Source organism: Streptomyces sp. NBC_01471 (assembly GCF_041438865.1).
Taxonomy (GTDB): Bacteria; Actinomycetota; Actinomycetes; order Streptomycetales; family Streptomycetaceae; genus Streptomyces.
The window spans coordinates 4,642,759-4,664,837 of record NZ_CP109450.1 but is presented as its reverse complement, the minus strand read 5'-3'; the positions used below and the strand labels follow the sequence as shown (position 1 = coordinate 4,664,837).

Here is a 22,079-nt window from a genome sequence, read left to right as displayed (position 1 = left end):
GGCGGATCACCTGTCCGGCCGCCCCCGTACCCGCCGGCGGATCACCTGTCCCGCGACACCTGCTCCTGGACCGGCCCGCGCAGCTCGCGCTTGAGCACCTTGCCCGTCGCGTTGCGGGGCAGCGGCTCCGCCCGTACGAAGACGTGAGCGGGGACCTTGAAGGCGGCCAGCGACTTGCCGACGTGCGCCCGGAGCGCGTCAGGCGTGGCCTCGCTGCTGTCCCGCAGCTGCACCACGGCGGCGACCTCCTCGCCGAGGACCGGGTGCGCGACCCCGAGCACAGCCGCGTCGAGTACATCGGGATGCGCGTACAGAGCGGCCTCCACCTCGACGCAGTACACGTTCTCGCCGCCCCGGACGACCATGTCCTTGATCCGGTCCACCACGCTGACCCGCCCCTCGTGGACGGTCGCCAGATCCCCGGTCCTGAACCAGCCGTCCTGGAAGGCGGCCGCGGTGGCCTCGGGGGCGTTCCAGTACCCGCGGACGAGCGCCTGCCCGCGCAGCCACAGCTCACCGACGTCCCCGTCGGCCAGCGCCCGGCCGGACCGGTCCGCGATCCGCACCTCGGTGGCGGGCGTCGGGCGGCCGACGCTCTCGGGGTGGGCGCGGTACTCCGCGCCGAAGTTCGCCAGTACGCCGCCGCTCGTCTCGGTCAGCCCGTATCCGTTCCGGGGCTCGATCCGCCCGCTGTGCCGGGTCACGACCGTGCGGACGAGCTCGGGCGGGGCGGCCGCGCCCCCGGTGCTGAGCATGGCCAGACTCTCCAGGCCGTCGCCGCCGCGCTCCGCCGCGTCGAGCAGCTGCAGAGCGGTGGCGGGCACGCCCGCGTAGTGCGTGACGCCGTGCGTACGGATGGCGGCCAGCGCCTTGTCCGCGTCCCACTTCCGCATCAGGACGAGGGTGCCGCCCGCGGACATCGCCGAATAGACGCTGGTGAAGGCGGCCACATGGAAGAAGGGGAAGGTCATCAGCGCCACGGGCGCGGGCCCCTGGCCGGGGACCACGCCACGCGCCAGGGCGGAGGCGGCATCGTGGTAGAGGGGGTTCATCATGGCGCCGACCTGCGCGAGGTGCGTGGCCACCGCGCCCTTGGGACGGCCCGTGGTGCCCGAGGTGTAGATGATCGTGGCGTCGTCCTCGGGACGGATCTCCACGTCGGGCGGTCCGAGTGCGGGATCGGCGGCGGGCAGCTCGTCGTAGCGCTCGAAACGCTCGTACGCGATCCCGGCACCGGACGGGTCGGCGGAGCCGTCGTGGTGAAAGCCGGCGGAGCCGTCGTGATGAAAGGCGACGGTCCAGGGCCGCTCGTCGCCGTCCGGCCCGCCCTGCCGCCCGGCCCACGGCAGGACCCGCCCCAGCCGCTCACCGTCGACCAGGAGCACGCGGGGCCGGCAGTCGTCCAGGGCATACGTGAACTCGTCCTCGGTCCACCAGGCATTGAGCGGTACGGCGACGAGCCCGGCCAACTGAGCGGCCCAGAAGGCGATCTGCCACTCGGGGTGGTTCCGCATCGCGACCACCGCGCGGTCGCCCGGCACAAGCCCGTACACGTCGACGAACCGCCGGGCGAGCGCCGAGGCCGCGGCGAAGAACTCGCCATAGGTGTACGTGCCGCTCTCGGCGACGAGGAACGGCTGCTCCCCGAAGGCCCAGACGGCTTCGACGAACTCCCGCAGGGTGCGCGGCCCGCTCGCGTACACCGGAGAACCGTCCTCCGCAGCGACCACGGCGAAGGGGGCGCCGGGAGCACGCAGTGCGGCCTCGACGGCGGCGGGGTCGACAGCGGCGGGGCCGGGGGAAGCGGGGGGTGGCTCGGCGGGGGGCTCGGTCTGCGGCACTGAAGACCCTTTCTAAGCGCTTGCTCAGTCCCCTGGGACGCTATGCCCGCATCTGCACCGGGTCAAGAACACGCGCTCCGCCAACTTCAACACCGCGGCACGCCACGGAAAACGCCACGGGAAACGCCACACATCGCCGCACCACCGGATCACCGGATCACCGGACGGCCGGATCACCGGACCGCTGCGCCACCGGATCACTGCCTCACGGATAACCGGAGGGCTGCGTCACCGCGTCATCACATCACCGCGCCAGGGTCGCGCAGACGACCTTCCCGCCGCCGGCCTCGTTGCGTACGGCGACCGTACGGGCGAGCCGCTGCACCATCGGCCAGCCGAATCCACCGGTACTCCCGGTCAGGTCGGGAGTACGGTCCTGCGGATGCGCCGGACTGGAATCCGCGACGGCAACCTCAAGACTGCGCCGGTCGGCGCTGAGCCGCATGGCGGTCACGCCTCCGGCATGACGCAGAGCATTGGTGACGAGTTCGGAGACCAGGAGAACCAGGTTCTGCGACGTGTGCGCGGGCGGGGCCGGATGCAGCTCGGCGAGAAACCTGGAGACAGCCTCCCGGGCCTCGGCGGCGAGACGTGGACAACAGGTCCAGTCGGCGAACTGGCGGCCGTCGACGCGGGACTCGCGGCCGAGGTCAGCACCCGGCTCACCATCGGAGTGCACGTCGGACTCGGCGCCGACGCGCCGCTCATCAAACTCCTGAAGCATGTGACTCACCCCGCCGATAGAAACGTCCTTCTTGGCACGCCCGTTGATTTCCTTGTGGTTGCGCGCATACCCCCGGCCCGAGGATCCATCGGAAATATTCCTCAATTCACTCGCGTGCCTGAGCACGCATGAACCAGAAAAGGCCGGGCACCAGGAATCCCAGCAGGCCACAGACGGAACAGCGGCGGAGCGGCGCGCCCCGCGGCACCCCTGACAGCGGCGGTACAGCGGCGGTACAGCGGCGGTGGCGACCCTGACAGCGACCGAGGCACCCCCGACAGCAACTCCGGCGACGGCGACCCCGGCGAGCAGTACCCGGAGGACGGACACACGGCGGAATGGAGGCCAATCCGAGACCGAACACAAGGACATATACGGACGAACTATCCCATCAGTCTCCTCATCTGATCTGAGGGGATTGAAGTCTCGACCTCCGGGCAGGAGCGGACATTGAACGGGGTCCGCTACTTGGGGAGGCTGAAAAAACATGACGCAGACAACATCCGCGCATGCCGCCACGACTGAGTCGGCACCTGCTGAGTCGGTATCCGCCGATTCGGCACTGGCGGCGCTCACCGCTACCGCTCCGGCACCGCCCGAGGTGGGAGATCTCCCCTGGATCGAAGATGCGGGGAAGGTCGCACCGAAGGACGCGCGAGCGCTTTCTAAAATCTTTTTCGACCAGCTCCAGGTCCTCGAAGAGGGCACGCACGAATATCAGTACGCCCGCAATACCCTTATCGAAATGAACCTTTCGCTGGTGAGGTTCGCTGCGAGCCGCTTCCGTCACCGCGGCAGCGGCGAGATGGAAGACATCAACCAGGTCGGCACCATCGGTCTCATCAAGGCCATCGACCGGTTCGACCTGTCTCGCGAGGTTGAATTCACCACATTTGCCGTTCCTTACATCGTCGGCGAGATCAAGCGCTTCTTCCGCGACACCAGCTGGGCCGTCCATGTCCCGCGCAGGCTCCAGGAGTTGCGGGTCGAGATCGCCAAGGGGAAGGAACACCTGGCGGTCCTGCTCGACCGCGACCCGACCGTCGCCGAACTCGCCGAGCACCTCCAGCTCACCGAGGACGAAATCGTCGAGGGCATCGTCGCGAGCAACGGCTACACCGCCGGCTCCCTGGACATGCCCAACGAGTCGAACGGCGACGGCCAGGCCACCAAGAGCGGCCGCACCTTCGCCGACGTCCTGGGCGAGGCCGACCCCGCGATGGAGACGGTCGAGGACCTGCACGCCCTGGCACCGCTGCTGAGCAAGCTGGACAGCCGCGAACGCCGCATCGTGGAGATGCGCTTCGGCCAGGAGCTGACCCAGTCCCAGATCGGCGAGCAGCTGGGCATCTCCCAGATGCATGTCTCCCGCCTCCTGTCGCGCATCCTGAAGGGCCTGCGCAGCGGAATGCTGGTCGAGGAGTAACCCCGCACCCACGCGGTGGGCGCGCCGGTCACCACAAGCCCCGGGTGCCCGGCGCGCCCACCGCAGGTCGCAGACAGGAACAGGACGCAGAAGACCCACCGAGTCCGCATCCGGTACCCTGTCGGGGTCGGTCAGTGGCCGACGGCTCGCCTTCGTAGCTCAGGGGATAGAGCACCGCTCTCCTAAAGCGGGTGTCGCAGGTTCGAATCCTGCCGGGGGCACAACGCGTTACCGCTCTGACCTGGGGTTTCTCCCCAGGGAGGGGTCTTACTCGGCCTCGGACTCTTCGTCCGGGGCCGTTTGCGTGAGCGATGCGTGAGCGGACGGGGAGTTGATCTCCGGAATTTTCCCCCAAGGATCAGCACCATCCGGCACGGATTCCGCTTCGGCGGACTCCGCGTCGTCGGGCTCGGTGTCCGCTTCGGGAGCGGTGTTCGCGGGGGTTGTGCGCGCTCGCGGCACTAGCCGGGCCGCAGCCTCCGCGATCGCCAGGTCCGCCTCGGGGAGCAGGCTCGTGTACGTGTCCGACGTGATGGTGATCGAGGAGTGGCCGAGCATCTCCTGGATGTCCTTCAGGCCGGCACCTGCTGCGTGAGCCAGAGTCGCGGCACCGTGACGGAGGTCGTGGAGCCGGACCGGCGGGAGGCCGATCTCCTCGTACAGCTCGATGAATCGTCGTGTGACGTTGGCGGGGTGGAGCAGTTCTCCGTTCTCGCGGGTGGAGACCCTTCCGGTCTCCGCCCAGGCGCTCCCCCACTTCTCGCGGTCCTTGTCCTGCTGGGCTCGGTGCCGCTTGAGTGCCTGGACGGTGTCGGCATCGAGGGCGATGATGCGCGCTCCGGCGTCCGTCTTCGGATCGTCCTCGTACACCTCCCAGCCATTCACGACGAGTTGCTTGGCGACCGTGAGAAGCCCGGCCTCCAGGTTCGTGTCGGTCCACCTCTGACCGCACGCCTCGCCTCGCCGAAGTCCGCGGAAGGCGACCAGGTGAAACAACGCGTACGGCCGGTCCTCGGCTACATGGTCGAGAAAGAGGCCGGTGTGTTCCGGCGTCCAGACCATCACCGGCGGGGCTTCTCGCCGGTGCGCTTCCAATGGAGGATGCGCTCCTCGGTCCACGCGAGCGCCTTGGGGCGCCTGCCGGCCTCCAGCTCGACGTGGGCGGCCGGGTTGAAGGTGATCAGCTGCTGGGCGATCGCCGCGTTCAGCGCTGCCCGCAGTGTGGAGCGAACGCGTTGCCGCGTCGCTGGACCGACAATGCGGCGGTAGGGATCCATCTCGGCGATGGCCGCTTTCATCGCCTTACGGCGGGCGCGGGGCTCGCGCCCCTTCCAGGCAATCTGCGCGAGATCCTCGAACGCCTTGCGTCGTGCGGCGTTCCCCTCGGCGATCTCGACGTTGGCCTCGGCTATGGCCTCGAACATCTCCGAGAGGTGAGTGACCCGAAGGCGGTCGAGCCGAACGTGCCCGATGCGCGGCTGAAGGTGGACGCGAAAGTTGCTCTCGTCGCGGCTGATTGCACTCTGCCGCCCCTTCTTGCCCGCCAGCCAGATGTCCAGCCACTCACCGACCGTGAGGCGACTGGTGAGGTCCAGGCCGTGGCTCAGGCGCCGACGGGTCGCCTCGATGTCCGGTAGCGGAGCCTTCTCGTCTGCCACCTTCTCCAACAACTCGGCGATCTGATCGAGACCTTCGAGGTCATCGGTGTCGGCAAGGCCGAGAAGGGTGCGTATGTGGTCGAGGTCGGCTTGGGCGGCTTTGAGGCTCTCGTAGCCGGCACGGCTGAACGAGCGGCGGGTTCCGTCGGCTCGGGGTGGGAGCTCCTGGCGTACGGAATAGGAGCCGTGCTTGCGGCCGGTGAGCTTGGGGCACTTCTTGCCGAGCGGCTTGCCGGTCTTGGAGTCGCGGCAGTAGCAGCGGCGGTGCGTGGAGCCCTTCAAGAGCGTTCCTCCTGGGTGGCGTTGGCTTCGGCTTCAGGTGGGTCGACGTCATCGAGTGCGGGTGGCAGGTCGGGTGGTGTGGCTCCGTCCTCACGGAGGTCTCGGCGGAGGTAGCGGAGGTTGTACTTGGCGGAGATGGCCTGGTCGGCGTAGGTGGTGCGCTTACGTTCGGCTTCTTCCTGCTGGGCGCGGCTGGTTGCCGTCCTGGCTGCGAACCGGGCCTGTTCTTCTTCTGCGAGTGCCGCCAGGGCCGTGCTGACGAGGCTGGCGTGGGCCTCGAAATCGGGCACCAGGCCCGCGTCGTGCAGGGGTACTTCCTCTTCGCCGGTGAATCGCCGCAGGGCGTCCCAGGTGGGCACAAGGTGCTGAAACGGGAGTTCCTGGGTCTGCTCGACGTACCCGACCGGGAAGATCAGGCAGACCGGGTAGGTCTCCAGCGCGGCCGCCAGGACCATGACGTCCACCAGCGGGAGGCTGGCCCGCCGTCCGGACTCCATGTTGGCGATCACGTTGCGCGGAATGGGATGCCCGAGCTGCTCGCATTGCTCCGCCAAGTCCTGGGCGCTCCATCCCATCTCTTTCCTTCTCCGGCGGACTTCGGCGGCCACGTTGGCCTTGATCCTGTCCACCCACTCCGGGAAGTCGTCCTCTTCATCATCGAAATCGCGTTGTGTCATGCAGACACATTAGCTTGAGGACTCTGATTGGTAGACGCCTGGAGCCGGACGTGATGGACACGTTCGCCGAAGGCTGTACCGAAAGGGTCGCCGTATGCGCGCAGGTATGACCGGCGGAGAGTCGCGGGGTATGAGTCGGGAGGAGCTGCTGACCCTGCCAGTCGCCGTTGACCTGGAGACGAGTAATCGCGCCTTGGGTCTCGGGCGGAGCAAGGGCTATGAGCTGGCGAAGCGGGGCACTTACCCGTGCAAGGTCCTGCGGCTCGGGAACGCCTACCGGGTCGTGACTGCGGATCTGCTGGATCTGCTCGGGCTGGCGGCGTGAGCGGACGGCAAGCTAACAAACGCTTCTGCGCTGAGCTGACACAGGATCGCTGGACTGTTGGGGGGTGGGGACGTACGGTCCGTGTTCCGTCGCGGTGGCCTCATGCCCGCGAGACGGGAACGGGCCCCCGGCGGTGCAACGCCGGAGGCCCCAGCAACCCCACACGGCCCGTGAAGAACCAACCCGGCGGCAAGGGCGTGCAAGCCCGCCATCGCCAGACGAGGAGCTGCCCCGTGGAACATGCCGGAGCCGAGCCCTATTCCACACCCGACGAGCCTTCCTGGCCGCCAGTCGCCATCCCCGGACAGCCGTCCGGCCGCCCTTCCCTGCCGTCACTGGAAGAGCTGTCCGCCGCCATCTCCGATACCGCCCCGGTATCCGAAGGCGAGCAGGTACTGACGGAGCTGCGGGAGCAGATACGCCGGTATGTCGTGCTGCCGAGCGAGGAAGCCTTCACGGCAGTAACGCTGTGGGTCGCGGCGACGCACCTGCAGACCGCATGGCAGCACGCTCCACGTCTGGCCGTCGTCGGACCGGCCAAGCGGTGCGGCAAGTCACGGCTGCTGGACGTGATCACCGAGAGCGTCCACGATCCGCTCATCACGGTCAACGCCTCGGCCGCCGCAGTGTTCCGGTCGATCACCGACACCCCGCCCACCCTGCTGGTCGACGAGGCCGACACTCTCTTCGGCTCCGCGAAAGTCGCGGAGAAGAACGAAGAGATGCGCGGCCTGCTCAACGCGGGCCACCAGCGCAACCGCCCTACCCTGCGGGTCTCCGGCCCCAACCACGAGGTGGCGAAGTTCCCCACCTTCGCCATGGCGGCCCTCGCGGGCATCGGAGACCTGCCCGACACGATCATGGACCGGTCGATCGTCATCCGGATGCGCCGTCGCAGGACCGGCGAGGAAGTGCAGGAGTTCCGCACCTACCGTGACACCCCGCCGCTCCATGCCCTGCGCGACCGGCTCGTCGCCTGGTTGGCACCGCTCCACGCCGATGCGATGGAGCTGACACCGGCCATGCCGGTCCATGACCGCGCGGCCGACACCTGGCAGCCGCTGGTATCCGTCGCGGACCTCGCGGGCGGCCCGTGGCCCGAGCTCGCGCGCACCGCCTGCCGGGTCATGGCAAAGCACGAGGCCGATCATGACCAGGACCGCAGCAGCCTGAGCATCCGCCTCCTGGCCGACATCCGCCGCGCCTTCGCCACCGAAGGCAACCCGCCGGCGCTCCGCACCAGCCGTCTCCTCGACATCCTCAACGAGGACGTCGAGACACCGTGGCCGGAGTACACCAAAAAGGGCCTGACCCCTCGGGGCCTTCAGATCCTGCTCAAGGAGTACGACATCAGCTCCGCCCCCCGCCGCTTCCACGGCAACGTCCAGGCCCGCGGCTACGCCCGCCTGCATTTCGCGGACTCGTGGGCGCGCTACTGCCCCGAACCCGTGCCGCCAGACACGACCGGGGCCTGACCCGGCACGACCCGTCACGACCCGTCGCCGCGCAGGTCAGCGCGGTGACGAGTCGAGGTCCGGTGACGAGTCCACTCGACATCGCCGGGCCACCCGTATCTGCCTTGACCAGGCATGCGACGAGTCGCGACGGGTCGTCCCAGTCCCCGGGGCCAGATGAGCCCTGTCTTATCGCACTCCTGGAGCACTTCCCCTTGTCTCACCCCACCACCAGCGCACCGTCCGCTGCACCGGTGGCGCTGGCCGCCGCGATTCGTACGGGCGTAGCGCTGCTGGCCGTGGCAGCCTTCGCGCTCTCCTACGATGCTCTGCGTCAGATGGCCGCAGCCAGCCACATCCACCGCGCGCTCACTTACGCCTTCCCGCTCGTCATCGACGGGTTCATCGCCATCGGGATCGGTGCTCTGCTCGTCCTGCGGACGGCGCCTCTGTCCGCCCGGCTCTACGTCTCGGTGCTGGTCGGCATCGCCACCGCGACAAGCATCTGGGCCAACGTCCTGCATGCCATCCGCCTCAACCAGCAAGCCCGCCACACAGGACTCGCCCTCGATGACGTCACCGTCGGAGCCATCTCCGCTATCGCCCCACTCGCCCTGGCCGGAGCCGTCCACTTCTACCTCCTCGTCGCCCGACGCCCGGCCACCGACCGCCACAACAACGGCCACAACACCGACGGCCGCCACAAACACGCCGAGGAAGGCGAGACGGCACCGACACCCAACCAGAGCGGCCACGACGTGGCGCGACCGGTGGAGGAGCACGTGGCGAAGCCCCCACACCAGCCCGCTGAGCTGGGAGGCGTGTCGCCGAGCATTTCCGTAGAACGGGCCGTCGACATCGGTCGCGCAGCACCCCTCGGACGAGGCGACCGCGTCTCACGCCGCAACGTCGAGCAAGCAATCCGAGACCAAGGATTCGGCATGGCCCGCAGCCGCCTGGACGAGGTCAAGAACCTGCTGCAGGCCGAACGCGACAAGGCCACGCCGGGCACCGGCTGAACCTCACGTCCCACGACATTCCCAGCCCCCTCCTCCCTCGATCAGTCGAGGGAGGGGCGGGCCCCTTCCCCCACCACCACTTGCAGGAGCCCCATGCGTGACCCCGACCTCGACCCCGCTGCGCCCCAGGAGTCGATGACCACAGACTCACACTCAACGCGAGCAAGTTGTCGGGTAAGGAGTCCTTACCCGGCTTCCGCCCCAGGGGAGGCGGAAGCTTCCGGCGCCGAGGGGGCGTCGGAGTCGGCCGGCCCGGGGGAGCCGACCGAGGGAGGGACCAGTGAGCAGTCCACGAGCGCGTTGCAGACGAGTGTGCCCCGCCGCCGTCTGCGTGACGACAAACTGCGCGAGCGCCGTGTCCATCCGCGCTACAACGACTGCGAGTACGCCCTCGTCAAACGCGCTGCCGAACTGAGTCGCATGCCGGTGGGCGGCTACGTCGCCGAGACGTCACTCGCGGGCGCTCGGTCCGACGATCCCACGGCCGCGGTTGCCGACTACCGAGCCATGGTCAAGGCCCTGATGGCCGCTAACGGGCAGCTTGGCAAGATCGGCAGCAACCTCAACCAGCTCACCTGGCACCTCAACAGGGACGGCTCCTGGCCTGACCAGGAGGTCGTGAAGAGGCTGCTGGGCCAGGTCGAGGCATCGGTCGCCGAAGTGGACGCCGCCGTGGCTCAAGTGACCAGGGGACGATGAGCCGGTGATACCGAAGATCATCCTTGGCGCAGGTGGCACCCGCGGCCTGATCAAGTACCTCTTTGGGAGGGGGGATGCCAACGAGCACATCGACCCGCACTTGGTGGCCTCGTGGAACGACTTCGCGCCCGACCCCGGTCGCAGCCCGCGCCGCGATCAGAAAGAGGTCGAGGGCCAGCTCGCCGCACAGCTCGACCAGCCGGTGAAGATGCTGGGAGAGAAGGCGCCGGAGACCACCTTCTGGCACTGCCCTGTCCGGGCCGCGCCCGAGGACCCGATTCTGACCGATGCCCAGTGGGGCGGGATCGCCCGGCGGATTGTGGCGGCCGCCGGCATCGCCTCCGAGGGGGACGAGGAAGCATGCCGCTGGGTGGCGGTGCGCCACGCTGACGACCACGTCCACATCGCCGCCACCCTTGTGCGCCAGGACGGACGCCGCCCCAAGCGGGACCACGACATCCGCTCCGTGCAGAAGGAAGCCCGCCAAGTCGAAGTCGACTACGGACTGCGGCGGCTACGGGCGGGCGACGGCACGGCTGCCAAGCGCCCCAGCAGCAAAGAGCACTTCAAGGCCAAGCGCCTGGGCCAGGACGCCCCTGCGCGCGAGGTTCTGCGGAGGCGCGTGCGCCGCGCGGTCGCCGCAGCATCCACTGAGGCGGAGTTCGTTGCCCTGCTGGAGGCGACCGGCGTATCCGTACGTCTCAAGCTCGCTCCCTCCGGCGACGCGCTCGGCTGCAACTTCGCCCTGCCCGGCAACGTAAACGAGGTTGGTGAGCCCGTCTGGTTCGCAGGGTCCACCCTCGCGCCCGACCTTTCTCTGCCAAAGATCCGAGAACGCCTTGCCACCACGGACCGGGAGCCGGTCACGGCCCGGCCGGGCAACCCATGGCATGAGGCCACTGCCGCCGCAGAACGAATCCCCGGACGCCTGACCACCGACGACGACTCTTTCGCCCAGGGGCAGCTGGTCGCGCTCGGCGCGACGCTGGACCTGCTGCCCATCACCGCACCGGCCGCAGTCAGGATGGAACTCGAACAAGCCGCCGTTGCCTTCGAGCGCGCCTCCCGCTCCCGCATCACCGCCGACCTCGGCAGCACCCGTGTCCTACGCCGCAGCGTTCAGGCAATCTTGCGCGACCGGCCCCATGACGATGATGGGTCAGGGTTTGCGATGCTCCTGGATGCAGCGCTCATAGCAGTGGCCTTCGCAGCGCATTGGCACCGCACCCGCCAGCACGCCCAACAGGAGGCGGCTGCCGAGCAGGCTCTCCTCCATCTGCAGACCGCTTACGCGCAGGCTGCCGGGCCGGTCCTGGCCAGCATCGCGCAGCGCGCTCCCGTTCTCGAGACGAAGCACCGTTTCGCCTACTACCTCCAGCAGGAGGTACCGGAGTACGCCGAGCGCATCCTCAGCGATCCGGCCTGGGATGCGCTGACCACAGTGCTTGCCGAGGCAGAGGCCGCAGGGCAGAACGCGGCCACCGTCCTCGACCATGCGCTCGGCCAGCGCACGCTGGAAGACGCCGACAGCCCAGCCCGCGCACTGACGTGGCGCATCCGCCGCCTCGGTCAGCGGCACGCCCCCAGCCCTCGGGCCGAAGCAGCCAGGGCTCGTAGCACCACACAGCGCACTGCGGCTCACATCCACCCCGCACCGGCGGCCCAGTGGCCACAGGGACCACGATCACGTCGGCGCTGATCCGCGCGGCGGCCGCCTTGGAAAGCTGGCAAGTTCTGGCAAGTAGCTCGCTTGAGGCCGGGGTTAGGGGCAAGCTCTGGCACATCGATCGTTACCTTCAGCGGAGGTGGACATCATGGCCCTGATCAAGCTCGGTAAAGACCCGGAGAGTCCGAGTGGGGGCTCCCCCACGATCTATCTGGACGACGAGACAAACGAGTACCTCGTCCAGGGCATCACCGTTCTCGACAAGGAACGCCTTGACCAGATGGACATTCCAAGTCACGAGTCGGTAGTGGAGATTCCCCGGCGCATGGTGCAGTTCTTTTTGGAGGTGAAGGGTGCAGAAGACCCCGACGTTTGAGGATCTGTTCCGCGACTGCCGACGGACCGCCGTCCATCTGGAGACGCGCGACGCCTACATGAAGTCGGACCCAGCCTTCATCGACTGGGCCGCCGGCAAGCCTCTCGACCCCGTGGAACGCTGGGCCGGCTGGCACGCGCTGGTCACGGAGGCGACTTCGCGAGGCGTCGAGGTCCGACGGGCACGGATCGTCTCCACGCCCATCGGCGAGTACATCCGCTTCGAGCACGAGGTGACCGAAGCGCTGAATATCGCTGCCGGTGAGCAGGTGCGCTGGCTGACCCGGCGGGCGGCAACCGACATTGCGCTGCCCGGCAACGACTTCTGGCTGTTTGACTCCCGCCTCGTCCTCGTCAACCACTTCGACGGTGAGGGCGAGAACTTGGAGCTGGAGCTCAGTGAAGCACCGGACTTGGCGAAGCTCTGCGAAACGGCCTTCGAGGCCGTGTGGCAACGCGCAACGCCACACGCCGAGTTCCGGCCGCTCTGACGCAGCGATCAGAGCCGTCTCAGCGACATGACCTCACCATCTTCGAGTGTCCAGGAAGCGCGCAAGGCCCTCGGTCAACGCCTGCGTGAGATCCGGAGCGAAGCCGGACTCAGCAAGCGGGCGTTGGCCGCGCTTCTGGGCTGGCACGAGTCGAAATGCTCTCGCTTCGAGAGCGGCACACGTGCGCCCTCCGAGCCCGACCTTCGCTCCTGGGCGTCGGCCTGCGGCGCGGCCGGCGCGGCGGAGGATCTCGTCTCGACGGCCCGCGGAATCGACGGCATGTACGTCGACTGGCGCCGGATGGAGCGCTCTGGCCTCAAGCGGGCTCAGGAGTCCGTGCTGCCCCTGTGGGAGCGAACGCAGCGCTTCCGTATCTACTCGCACGCCCTGATCCCGGGCCCCGTACAGACCTCCTCGTACATCAACGCCCTCCTGACTTCTATCCAGAACCGCCGCGGTCTCATCAACGATGTGCCGGAGGCCGTCAAGATCCGGGTCGACAAGCAGGAGATCGTGTACGGGAACCACCGATTCGCCATACTTCTGGAAGAGTCAGCGCTCCGAAAGCGCATCGGTGGAACTGACGTACTGGCGGGACAGCTCGGCTATCTTCTGAGCGCTGCGGCCCTTCCTTCGGTAAGCATCGGAATCATCCCCGAGGACGCCGACCGCTCGGGTCTGTGGCCCGTTGAGAACTTCTTCCTGTTCGACGACCACACCGTCAACGTCGAGCTCGTCTCGGCTCACCTCACCATTACGCAGCGGCATGAAATTGCCCTGTACGCCCAGGCATTCACGGACCTGACCGATCTGGCTGTCTACGGTGTCCCGGCGCGCGAGCTGATCACGGCAGCCATCGATTCGCTCGGGTGATTCCTGGCAAGTTCCGGCACATTCGTAGAGTCCTTGCCACCGCCTTTCCTAGCGTTACCGGCACAGCTGGAATACGCGCACAGGAGAGGCAAAGCGGTGATGACAGTGGCAAGTACGGGCAAGGCACCAAGGACAACCGGCAGCGCTGAGAACGAGGTTCTGCCACTCGACGTCGAGACGATCTCCTACAGCGCAGAAGCGGCCCTCTCCATGAAAATGGCCACCTCCACCCGCGAGGAGATCGACGGGGCTGCGCCGGCGATCATCGGGCACCTCAACCTGCTGCTCGGGGAGGACCTGGGCGCAGACGAGGATGAAAGCGTCCGGGAGCTGCTCCGCAAGGGATACGGACTCCTCGACTACAGGAATCGGCCGACCCCGGAGACTCCGGCCTTCGGCGCCTTCGACTACCTCAAGGACGCAGCCGGCCTCACGCAGAGACTTCTGGAGATCTACACCCACCGGAACACGCTCGATGCCCCGTGAGCGTCGGAGACGACCAGATCGTCAAGGAACTTTCCCACTACATCCACGGGCGTCCCGCGGAGACCATGGCGCTCATGCCCCTGTATGACGCGGCGCGCGATCACGCGCAACGCGGGGCTTGCCTGCACGGCCACCGCTGTCCTCTAGTGATGACGGGTGCGATCGTTATGGACCAGCACCACCGCGTGCTGGCCCTGAGGCACGAGGGCAGCTTCTCCCTCGCCGAGGCCGTTCCCGAGGCCCAGGACGACTCACTCAGCGGCGCAGCCCTTCGTCTGCTTGCCGAAGAGACCGGCATCCGCGACGTGTGGACCGAACCCGGCAGCGAGGGCCCCTTCCTGGTCGACATGGCGAGAGCTGAGCCCGAATACGGCCCTCGCATCAGGGTGGGCTTTCGATATCTCTTCCGCGCCCACTCGGGTGCCGTGTTCCCCGCCATGATCGAAACCGGCGCAGCCGCCTGGGTACCACTCGCTGGGATCGGTATCCCGTCCGTCCGAAACCGCCTGCAAGGCCACTTGGTCAGCGTCGTATGAGTCCGCGTCGAGAGCAATTCGCCTACGTGGCAAGCCTCATAGCGGTGGGTGGCGCACTCCTCCTGGCCATGTGGAGGGGCTGATGCACAGACGCCACTTCACCAACCCGGCTCTTCCGCCCACCCCGCTCGCACAAGAGCTGTCACTTCATCCGACCGAGGAGCTTGGCCATGCACTTTCGCAAGATTCACGGAGCCGGTAACGATTTCGTCTTCCTCTCCGAACCCGCGCCGGAAAGCGGCGACGACTGGGCGAGGGCGGCCCAACAGCTCTGTGCCAGACGGACTGGCGTGGGCGCTGACGGCCTGATCATCAGCAGGCTGATCAGCACAGACCCGGCCTTAATCGAAGTTGCGTGCTTCAACGCGGACGGTTCGACCGCGACCATGTGCGGGAACGCCCTGCGCTGCACCGCCTGGGCGGCGAGCAAAGACCACGGTCTCAAGGAGATGGGCCTCCTCATGGCCGGGGTGACGCACGAGGCCGTCGTGAGCGATGACGCTGTGTGGGTCACAGCCCAAGTCGGAGCCATCCACGCTCATCGTGTCCAGGCAGTCATCAACGGCAAACCAACCTGGTTCGACAGCGTGCACACCGGTACCGAACACGTCGTAGCGGTCGTGAATGAGGTAAACGCCGTCGACGCCGTCATGGTCGGCCGTCTCATCCGCCACCACGCCGACCTCGCCCCGCTCGGCACGAACGTCAACTTCGTCCAAGCCACCAGTGGGCAAGAGCTGCGCATCCGCACCTACGAGCGCGGCGTAGAGGCCGAGACCCTGTCCTGCGGCAGCGGAGCGGTGGCGGCCGTCGTCATCGCGACCATGCGCGGGCTGGTCGCCCGCCGGCCCGTCACTGTCCACAACCAGTCTGGACAACCGCTGACGGTACGTCCGCATCTGGACGGTCCGGCACGTACCCAGTGGGTCGGCGGCCCCGTCACTCACACCTTCGAAGGAGTACTCGCATGACGCTCTTCCTCGACGCCGGCTCCGGCAGTTTCGTACAGCAGGCCACCCAAGCACTTCGCGACTGGGGGCAGGAGCAGCAGAGGCTCGGCGTGGCTCTGATCTACGGACCGGTCAGCCTTGAGGACCGCCTCTACCACTCGAAGTGCCCCGTGGAGCAGCGCTCCGTGACTGCGCTGGCAGGCGCTTTGGAAATGATCGGCGCCCGTTGGAAGGTGCTGGACCCTTGCAAGCCAACCTTCATCCCCGAACTGGCCGGATACGACGTGGCCCTCTCGAACCTTCACGGCCCGTTCGGCGAGGACGGACGCTTGCAAGGGCTCCTGGACTACATCCGTATGCCGTACTGCGGAAGCGGCGTCGCCGCATCGGCGATGGCCGCCGACAAGATCCTCTGCAAGCGAGTCATGGAGAGCTTAGGCGTCCCCACACCCGGCTGGTGGGTGTGGACGGGCGGTCCTGCGGACTGGACCGGGAGACCGGTGATGGTCAAGCCGCCCTTCGGCGGCTCCAGCGTCGGGATGAGCCTGGTCCGAGATCAAGGGGCTCTTCCGATGGCCCTGGCGAACGCGGCTCGTGATGAGGGAGATCCCGTACTGGTCGAGGACTACATCCCCGGCACGCCGCTCACCGTAGGACTGCTGGAGATGCCCGGAGGCGCAGTACTCAGCTTCCCGCCGCTGGCTACCGAGGTCACCGAGGCCGACTTCTACGACGCCGACACCAAGCTCGACGCGGACTCCAGCGGCGCGGTGACAGTCAGGGCCGCGGACCTGACGCTCGCGCTGCTGGCTGAGATCACCGGCTACGCCAGAACCCTGTGGGATGGAATGGGCCTGCGCGGCTCCGCCCGGGTCGACTTCATGCTCACCGAAAGCGGCCAGGTGAACGCGCTGGAGGTCAACACAACACCGGGCATGTCCCGCGACAGCAACTTCGCCGTGGGTGGGGCCATGGTCGGGCTCAGACATACAGACCTCGTGCTGGCGATGCTTCACGAGGCCCTGACTCGTCCGCCATACGATGTCCCCCTGCCCACTCCCGCGTTCGCCGTCTCCACACCGACACGGGAGGCTGTCGTCTCACCGTAGGAGCAAGCCGCTGTGCCGCGCGTCCACGATGTCCCCATGTGCCGGCAGCTCATCGCCCCCGCGGAATGGGACCTCCACGGAGGGTGGGCCCTGGGAGAGCGGACCGAGTGGTCCAACCGGGCGTGCGGCCTGGCATCACTGCGAATGATCCTGCTCGCCTACGGTTGTGCAGCGCCATCGGTCACCGAGCTGCTGAAGCTCGCGGTCAAGCAGGAGGTTCTGACCTCACGTGGAGCGCTGCATGCCGGCATCGCCAACCTGGCCTCTGAGCTCGGCGTAGCGTCCCGCGCCGAGCCAGTCCCGGCGGAATCCCTGCTCACCCGCCTCGAAGAAGCCCCACTGATCATGTCGGTAACCGAGCAGTTCCCCGATGACGGCCGCAAAGGCGGACACCTGGTCATCGCCCGCGGCTACGAGGACGGCACCGACCCCGACGTCCTCCTCCGCGACCCGTCCGCCTGGGGACAGACACACGACCGCGTACCGCTGAGCCGTCTGACCGCCTCCTACACCGGCCGCGCCATCACGTTCGCCCCCCTTACCCAGAATGGAGAGTCCCGATGACCGAGGCAGAAGGCGGCGGCCGAAAGATCGCCGTGCTCGGAGAAATGCTGGAACTGGGCGCCGAAGCCCTGGAGGCCCACAGATCGGTCGGGCGCATGGCCGCCGAAAACGGCATCGATCTCGTTGTGGCCGTCGGAGGAGACCTCGCAAAACAACTCGCACTCGCCGCGGGCGCAGCAGGCGTGCCGGACGTGGCGATGGTCGCCGACAACGCGACCGCCGCGGCCTACGTCAACTCGCTCCTCCGCCCCGGAGACGTTGTGCTGACGAAGGCTTCGCGCGGCGGCATGTTGTGGCAGGTCGCCCAGGCCCTCACCGGACAGCCTGTCACCGGAATCTGACGAGTGCCCCGCCCAGAACCCTGATCACCGTCGGCTCGTCGGCAACTACGCGCCGCCGGATGCTCTGGATCACTTCGAGGCAGCGCTCTCCAGCAGACCGGACTTGCCCCAGGCAACCTCCTGATCACCTGCCTCTCGCACGGCCCATTGTCTTGGGTCGGCCTACACAAGAGGCAGCCTGGATCCCCCTGCGCCTCTTTCTCCCGCTCATGGACGCCGGGCATTTTCCTGGAGGAGGCGCTCGCCGTCACAGGTCGGTTCCCCATCCCGGTGCAGCGCAAAGGCCGAGGCGCTCACCGCGCTCAGGTCAACCAGGCAGAGATCGTCGGCGTGCACCACGACAGCATGAAAAATGGCGATGGCCGAGCGGACGGCGACGTTCTCGGGGCAGGAACCGATGGACGACGCCAAGGTGCTGATAACGGGGCGCATTCGCGCGGGCTTGCCCGGCTCCCGGCCGTGCTCGCGTCGGCGTCGCTTGGGGCTGGCCACGGCGTGATGTCAGTGGTGACTCATAAGCTGGATTAGAAACCTGCGCTGTGCCGTCAGTTCCCTTCCTGTGACGTGGGCCTGAGGCAGTCGTCCGATTCGAACCTGAGGAGAACTATGCAGCTCGCCGACCATTTCAACGAGTTCCTGCGCACCACCGTGAATCTGGGCCAGGTGAAGCTCGACCTTCTCGATACTAGGGTGGAGGCGATCTACCGCGCCCTAAAAGCGGACGAGGAGATCGGCTCGCTGGTCCTGGGCAAGACCCCCCAGGGTTCCTGGGCGCATCGCACGATCATCGACCCTGTCGGCGGGTCGGAGTTCGATGCCGACGTGATGCTGCTGATGGCCGAGAATCCCGACTGGTCGAAGAACCCCAAGACATATGTCGAGGAGGTGTACGCGGCTCTGCACCGGCACAGCATCTACAAGAACATGCCACACTCGCGCAAGTGCCGGTGCGTGCGGTTGGTCTACAGCAACTCCATGCACGTGGACATCGTTCCCTACGTGGTTCTGACCGACGGCCGAGAGGTCATCGTCAACCGAGACGAGGACACCTGGGAGAACACCAATTCGCAGGGTTTCACCACTTGGATGCGCACTCAGGACCAAAGCGCGCAGGGGAATCTGCGCAAGGTCATCCGGTTGATGAAATTTCTGCGCGATCACAAGGGATCGTTCACCGGGACGCGGTCGGTGATCCTGACCACGCTGCTCGGCAATCAAGTATGCGAGTCCAAGAAGTTCGCCGATCCGGGCTACTACCGGGACGTGCCCACCGCGCTGTTGCACATCGTCAGCGACTTGGATACCTATCTCCAAGCTAATGTGATCAAGCCCTTGGTCGCTGACCCCTCCGGGTCAGGAGTCACCTTCGACCACCGTTGGGAACAGAGCACATACTCCTACTTCCGCGAACGCATCCACAAGCATGCCGCCGAGATACGTAACGCTTACGATGCCGAGGACAAGGACACAAGCCTGCGGCTGTGGCAGGACCTCTTCGGCCCTGCGTTCAAAGCCCCGGTGACAGCCACCAGCAGCGCCAAGTTCCCCGCGGCTGCCGCCGCCGTCACGGCTGTCTCGCGGCCCGGTCGTGCCGGGTGAGCGCCAAGAGGGGCCGGCCCACACCGACGGACTGGCAGAAACAAGCCCTGGCTGACCTGCGCGGGGCGGCGTCCGAGCAGCCGGACGTGCTGCGTGTGGTCGGTAATCCGACCCACGGTCAGAACCGTACGCTCCGAGTGACGCTGCGGCTTCATACCGGGACCCTGGCCACCGCTCACGGCGGCTTGGTTCTGCAGGAGCACGAAGAGTTCGTCCTGACCTTGCCTGCCTCACCGCTGTCCGCAACCACCGTCGATGTTGAGCACTGGAGATTCGCCGGCTACCCGCATGTCCTCCAAGGCCGCCAGTTGTGCATCTTCCTGGACCCCGCCCGCGAGTGGGATCCGGTGCGCGGGGGCATGCGGGCGTATCTGAGCCGACTGTGGTCCTGGCTGACGGACGCGGCAGCGGGCCAGTTCGATGCCTCGACGGCGATGTATCACGCCGTCGGCGGAGTGCTCCATCGCACGCCCGGCACCCCGACTCTGGTCATACGCACTCCCGTCCCCGACCAGCGGATCCAGACTGGCTACCTGATCGCGCGCACCGAGCACCGCCTGGATCTGGCCTACAGTCCGCCCCGGGAGGGCGAGGCAGTACGGGTACCAGTAGTCACCATTGCGGGGCCGCTGCCGCTCGGCGGCGGTACCACCTTCGCCCAAATGCTGACTTACATGGACAATCCTCCGTTTGACCACCTGCGGAGGGTCTCACCGCAGACAGTCGCCCAGTCTCCGGCGGTGTTGACGACGCTCGCGGCCAGCGCGGCCCGTAACCCCGGCGGCTCCCCGCAGTACCTGATCCTGGCCGTCCCGCACCCTGCGGGCGGCCCGTCCCATCTGTTGGGCGCGCGTCTTCCTGGGCCGACCGCGGACGCGCTGCGGCGCATGGTCCATGAGCAGGGTTCCGCGCTGAACATCGACGCATCCCGCGTCCGCTCGGACCTGCTGATCGAATGGTGTCCTGTGTCCGATGAACGGCCCGCCGTGACCACACGTCGCGACGACGGGGCCCCCATCGGGGGCTTCTTCGGCAAACACGTGCACGTCTGGGGCTGCGGCGGTCTTGGCTCCTGGATCGCCGAGTTCGTCGTTCGTGCCAGCGCCTCCCACGTAACTGTGTGCGACCCCGGAACCGTCACTGGCGGTTTACTGGCCCGGCAGAACTATGTTGAGACTGATGTCGGGGCCCTCAAAGCGCAGGCCCTGGCTCGTCGGCTACGACTAATCGACGACGCCGTCTCGATCCACGTCCACGACGGCGCACTGCCCGATGCTGCAGATTTGGCAGCTGCCGAAGTCATTATCGACGCTACCGTCAGCATTGCTGTGGGGCATACCTTGGAGCACATCGCAGCCAGCGAGGGCCCCCGTCCGGTCCTGGCTCAGGTAGCCACAGACACCCGCACCGGCACACTGGGGCTGCTGAACGTCTCCGCACCCGCCACCCTTCAGGGGCCTAACAGCATCGACGCTGCCGCCGGGAAGATCGTACTGGCCGACCCCTGCCTGGAGCTGTATCACCCACTGTGGCAGGAAACTCCGCATGGTGACGAACTTGTACCGACACGCGGCTGTTCGGTACCAACCTTCCACGGGTCATCGGCCGACCTTGCCGCTGTCGCCGGAACACTGACGTCCTTCCTGGGCATGCACCTGACCGCTCCCACCTCGGGCACTCATCTGGTCGCGCTACCCCACGCCGCCGGATCGCCCCATCACCGCTTCCTGCCCTTTAACAACACACCGCCCGTGCCCTGACCCGCCCACGTCTGCCAGAGCGGTTGCGCCGCCACCTAGGCGATCGCAGCAATTGGCTATCGGCGCGGCAGCGTATGCCAGCGCCTCAGGGAATCTCTAAGGCCCGTTGGTATCCGCTCGGCGTGCGCTCGTAGAGCACCAATGCCGGGTGCACCTGCCTGTCGCGCACCCGTCCCAGGCTGACTCCGGCCGAGAGCGGCACCGCAGACAGCACGTGTAGGCGCCGCACGTGCTTCGCGCTCGTCTCCAGATCCGCGAAAAGTGACCGCACCGCCTCCTGGAAATGTGTCAAGGAAGCACGATTGCGCAGCACGTCTGGCGCGGCGGCAACGCCGACAGGGCTGATGCGGTACCGCCGCAGTCCGGTGAGCTGGTGCGGGACTTCCTCGGGCTGGATCGTGCCTGAGAGGTTCAGCATGAGCACCGCGTCACGTGCGGGCCATTGGTCTACGTCGAGGTGGACCGTGAAGTCAGCCACCGGAGCCGTGGAAGACCAGGACCAAGACTCGTCCTGGCGGTGGCGCTGATAGACGTCTGTGGGCACGGTGTCGTCCAGACGGGATCCGAGATAGACAAGCAGTGGTAGCCGGGCGAAGCCGAAGACGCTTAAGTGCGCGACTTTGTCCCGGGCGATGCCGCGGTTGAGCTGATTATCGATGACTTCATCGATGACGGCGGTAGCTGCCCGATAGTAAGGCGAGCCTCCAGCCTCCTCGTCGGAGATGTCACGTAGGTCGATCGTCATCTCGCCGGCCACGTGGCGCAGGTCTATCTCGATGCCGTGCCGCTCATAGGACTCCAGAAATAGCGGGAACCGGTTCCCAGAGGTGATCACCGCGGTAGCAGCTGTCTGCCGGGTCAGCTCGACTTCCTGGCCACGCACCCGGCCCACCATCCGCAGCACTGTGGTCGCCCGGTCGTCGGCCAGCCCGGTGACATGCTCTATGCGGTCCTGGTGGGCGCGTTTGAGTGCGCGCAGCCGTTCCACGGTAAATATATCTAGGCTACCGGAAGCGTCGATCTCGTCGTGCTCGTCGGCGCATACCAGCATCAAGTTGTCAGCAGTTTCGCGCTCCACTAGGTCGTGTTCACCCCGCGGGGAGCCTGCGGTCTGTTGCTGGCCCACGATGTGCGCAAGTTCTCCCTGCCGCATGGCGCGCCCCGTCATCCCACCGCCGAGCAGGTACTTGTTGCAGATCGCGCATCTTCCACCACTACGCACCC

At 67.1% G+C, this 22,079-nt stretch carries 22 protein-coding genes, 1 tRNA gene and 1 pseudogene; 18 read left to right on the top strand and 6 right to left on the bottom strand.

Translation table 11 applies throughout. The features are described 5' to 3' along the window. Positions 1-41: 41 nt before the first annotated feature. Together OG285_RS20845 and OG285_RS20840 are read right to left on the bottom strand one after the other, a co-directional pair. The gene (locus tag OG285_RS20845; protein WP_371791851.1) at positions 42-1,841 is read right to left on the bottom strand and encodes a class I adenylate-forming enzyme family protein; all 1,800 of its coding nucleotides are present in this window, start codon (positions 1,839-1,841) and stop codon (positions 42-44) included. A 244-nt stretch (positions 1,842-2,085) separates the two neighbouring features. Further along, the gene (locus OG285_RS20840; protein ID WP_371791850.1) at positions 2,086-2,574 is read right to left on the bottom strand and encodes an ATP-binding protein; all 489 of its coding nucleotides are present in this window, start codon (positions 2,572-2,574) and stop codon (positions 2,086-2,088) included. A gap of 478 nt (positions 2,575-3,052) precedes the next feature. Here OG285_RS20840 and OG285_RS20835 point away from each other — a divergent pair, with 478 nt between their 5' ends. Together OG285_RS20835 and OG285_RS20830 are read left to right on the top strand one after the other, a co-directional pair. Beyond that, a complete protein-coding gene (locus tag OG285_RS20835; RefSeq protein WP_356828238.1) occupies positions 3,053-3,991 on the top strand; it encodes an RNA polymerase sigma factor SigF in 939 nt (312 codons plus the stop codon). Between the two features lie 148 nt (positions 3,992-4,139). Continuing rightward, positions 4,140-4,212 (top strand) — tRNA-Arg (locus OG285_RS20830). 46 nt (positions 4,213-4,258) lie between these two features. On the opposite strand, the pseudogene xerC reads toward OG285_RS20830, so the two are convergent. Continuing rightward, positions 4,259-5,931, bottom strand: a pseudogene (gene xerC / locus OG285_RS20825) (tyrosine recombinase XerC). Further along, positions 5,928-6,608 (bottom strand): helix-turn-helix domain-containing protein, encoded by a 681-nt coding sequence (locus tag OG285_RS20820; protein WP_371791849.1) that lies wholly within the window; start codon positions 6,606-6,608, stop codon positions 5,928-5,930. The pseudogene xerC and the gene OG285_RS20820 overlap by 4 nt, the downstream one beginning before the upstream one ends. A gap of 130 nt (positions 6,609-6,738) precedes the next feature. Between OG285_RS20820 and OG285_RS20815 the strand changes: the two genes are divergently transcribed. The 14 genes from OG285_RS20815 (at position 6,739) to OG285_RS20750 (ending at position 17,496) form a co-directional block, all read left to right on the top strand. After that, entirely contained in the window at positions 6,739-6,933 is a 195-nt protein-coding gene (locus OG285_RS20815) for a hypothetical protein (RefSeq protein WP_371791848.1), read from the top strand. Between the two features lie 233 nt (positions 6,934-7,166). After that, entirely contained in the window at positions 7,167-8,408 is a 1,242-nt protein-coding gene (locus OG285_RS20810; RefSeq protein ID WP_371791847.1) for a DUF3631 domain-containing protein, read from the top strand. 194 nt (positions 8,409-8,602) lie between these two features. Next, positions 8,603-9,406 carry a DUF2637 domain-containing protein gene (locus tag OG285_RS20805; RefSeq protein WP_371791846.1) on the top strand — a complete coding sequence of 268 codons (804 nt, stop codon included), beginning with the start codon at positions 8,603-8,605 and terminating at the stop codon, positions 9,404-9,406. A 312-nt stretch (positions 9,407-9,718) separates the two neighbouring features. Further along, positions 9,719-10,105: a plasmid mobilization relaxosome protein MobC gene (locus tag OG285_RS20800; RefSeq protein ID WP_371791845.1), complete on the top strand. Its 387-nt coding sequence runs from the start codon at positions 9,719-9,721 to the stop codon at positions 10,103-10,105. Positions 10,106-10,109: 4 nt separating this feature from the next. Continuing rightward, positions 10,110-11,804, top strand: coding sequence for a mobilization protein (locus OG285_RS20795; protein ID WP_371791844.1), 1,695 nt, complete (start codon positions 10,110-10,112; stop codon positions 11,802-11,804). A gap of 115 nt (positions 11,805-11,919) precedes the next feature. After that, the gene (locus OG285_RS20790; protein ID WP_371791843.1) at positions 11,920-12,147 is read left to right on the top strand and encodes a hypothetical protein; all 228 of its coding nucleotides are present in this window, start codon (positions 11,920-11,922) and stop codon (positions 12,145-12,147) included. Next, positions 12,125-12,637: a DUF6879 family protein gene (locus OG285_RS20785; RefSeq protein WP_371791842.1), complete on the top strand. Its 513-nt coding sequence runs from the start codon at positions 12,125-12,127 to the stop codon at positions 12,635-12,637. Before OG285_RS20790 ends, OG285_RS20785 begins: the two co-directional genes overlap by 23 nt. Positions 12,638-12,664: 27 nt before the next feature. Further along, entirely contained in the window at positions 12,665-13,510 is an 846-nt protein-coding gene (locus OG285_RS20780) for a helix-turn-helix domain-containing protein (protein WP_371791841.1), read from the top strand. A gap of 99 nt (positions 13,511-13,609) precedes the next feature. Beyond that, the gene (locus tag OG285_RS20775) at positions 13,610-13,996 is read left to right on the top strand and encodes a hypothetical protein (protein WP_371791840.1); all 387 of its coding nucleotides are present in this window, start codon (positions 13,610-13,612) and stop codon (positions 13,994-13,996) included. After that, positions 13,993-14,532 carry an NUDIX domain-containing protein gene (locus OG285_RS20770; protein ID WP_371791839.1) on the top strand — a complete coding sequence of 180 codons (540 nt, stop codon included), beginning with the start codon at positions 13,993-13,995 and terminating at the stop codon, positions 14,530-14,532. Before OG285_RS20775 ends, OG285_RS20770 begins: the two co-directional genes overlap by 4 nt. A gap of 170 nt (positions 14,533-14,702) precedes the next feature. Further along, positions 14,703-15,503 (top strand): diaminopimelate epimerase, encoded by an 801-nt coding sequence (dapF, locus tag OG285_RS20765; protein ID WP_371791838.1) that lies wholly within the window; start codon positions 14,703-14,705, stop codon positions 15,501-15,503. Next, the gene (locus OG285_RS20760) at positions 15,500-16,591 is read left to right on the top strand and encodes an ATP-grasp domain-containing protein (protein ID WP_371791837.1); all 1,092 of its coding nucleotides are present in this window, start codon (positions 15,500-15,502) and stop codon (positions 16,589-16,591) included. Before dapF ends, OG285_RS20760 begins: the two co-directional genes overlap by 4 nt. A gap of 36 nt (positions 16,592-16,627) precedes the next feature. Then, on the top strand, positions 16,628-17,155 hold the full coding sequence (locus tag OG285_RS20755; protein ID WP_371791836.1) for a C39 family peptidase: 528 nt from the start codon (positions 16,628-16,630) through the stop codon (positions 17,153-17,155). Then, a complete protein-coding gene (locus tag OG285_RS20750; RefSeq protein ID WP_371791835.1) occupies positions 17,152-17,496 on the top strand; it encodes a glutamate ligase domain-containing protein in 345 nt (114 codons plus the stop codon). Before OG285_RS20755 ends, OG285_RS20750 begins: the two co-directional genes overlap by 4 nt. Before the next feature lie 207 nt (positions 17,497-17,703). Here the strand turns inward: OG285_RS20750 and OG285_RS20745 are convergent, their stop codons facing one another. Further along, positions 17,704-17,988, bottom strand: coding sequence for a hypothetical protein (locus OG285_RS20745; protein WP_371791834.1), 285 nt, complete (start codon positions 17,986-17,988; stop codon positions 17,704-17,706). 114 nt (positions 17,989-18,102) lie between these two features. Between OG285_RS20745 and OG285_RS20740 the strand changes: the two genes are divergently transcribed. Together OG285_RS20740 and OG285_RS20735 are read left to right on the top strand one after the other, a co-directional pair. Further along, positions 18,103-19,095: a cyclic GMP-AMP synthase DncV-like nucleotidyltransferase gene (locus OG285_RS20740; protein WP_371791833.1), complete on the top strand. Its 993-nt coding sequence runs from the start codon at positions 18,103-18,105 to the stop codon at positions 19,093-19,095. Then, positions 19,092-20,855 carry a ThiF family adenylyltransferase gene (locus tag OG285_RS20735; protein ID WP_371791832.1) on the top strand — a complete coding sequence of 588 codons (1,764 nt, stop codon included), beginning with the start codon at positions 19,092-19,094 and terminating at the stop codon, positions 20,853-20,855. Before OG285_RS20740 ends, OG285_RS20735 begins: the two co-directional genes overlap by 4 nt. 85 nt (positions 20,856-20,940) lie before the next feature. Here the strand turns inward: OG285_RS20735 and OG285_RS20730 are convergent, their stop codons facing one another. Then, the gene (locus tag OG285_RS20730; protein ID WP_371791831.1) at positions 20,941-22,077 is read right to left on the bottom strand and encodes an SAVED domain-containing protein; all 1,137 of its coding nucleotides are present in this window, start codon (positions 22,075-22,077) and stop codon (positions 20,941-20,943) included. Positions 22,078-22,079: the final 2 nt, after the last annotated feature.

Coding starts and splice junctions, on each gene's coding strand:
- OG285_RS20835 (WP_356828238.1), top strand. CDS start 3,053: ATGACGCAGACAACATCCGCGCATGCCGCCACGACTGAGTCGGCACCT.
- OG285_RS20820 (WP_371791849.1), bottom strand. CDS start 6,608: ATGACACAACGCGATTTCGATGATGAAGAGGACGACTTCCCGGAGTGG.
- OG285_RS20815 (WP_371791848.1), top strand. CDS start 6,739: ATGAGTCGGGAGGAGCTGCTGACCCTGCCAGTCGCCGTTGACCTGGAG.
- OG285_RS20790 (WP_371791843.1), top strand. CDS start 11,920: ATGGCCCTGATCAAGCTCGGTAAAGACCCGGAGAGTCCGAGTGGGGGC.
- OG285_RS20780 (WP_371791841.1), top strand. CDS start 12,665: ATGACCTCACCATCTTCGAGTGTCCAGGAAGCGCGCAAGGCCCTCGGT.
- OG285_RS20775 (WP_371791840.1), top strand. CDS start 13,610: ATGACAGTGGCAAGTACGGGCAAGGCACCAAGGACAACCGGCAGCGCT.
- dapF (WP_371791838.1), top strand. CDS start 14,703: ATGCACTTTCGCAAGATTCACGGAGCCGGTAACGATTTCGTCTTCCTC.
- OG285_RS20760 (WP_371791837.1), top strand. CDS start 15,500: ATGACGCTCTTCCTCGACGCCGGCTCCGGCAGTTTCGTACAGCAGGCC.
- OG285_RS20755 (WP_371791836.1), top strand. CDS start 16,628: ATGTGCCGGCAGCTCATCGCCCCCGCGGAATGGGACCTCCACGGAGGG.
- OG285_RS20750 (WP_371791835.1), top strand. CDS start 17,152: ATGACCGAGGCAGAAGGCGGCGGCCGAAAGATCGCCGTGCTCGGAGAA.
- OG285_RS20740 (WP_371791833.1), top strand. CDS start 18,103: ATGCAGCTCGCCGACCATTTCAACGAGTTCCTGCGCACCACCGTGAAT.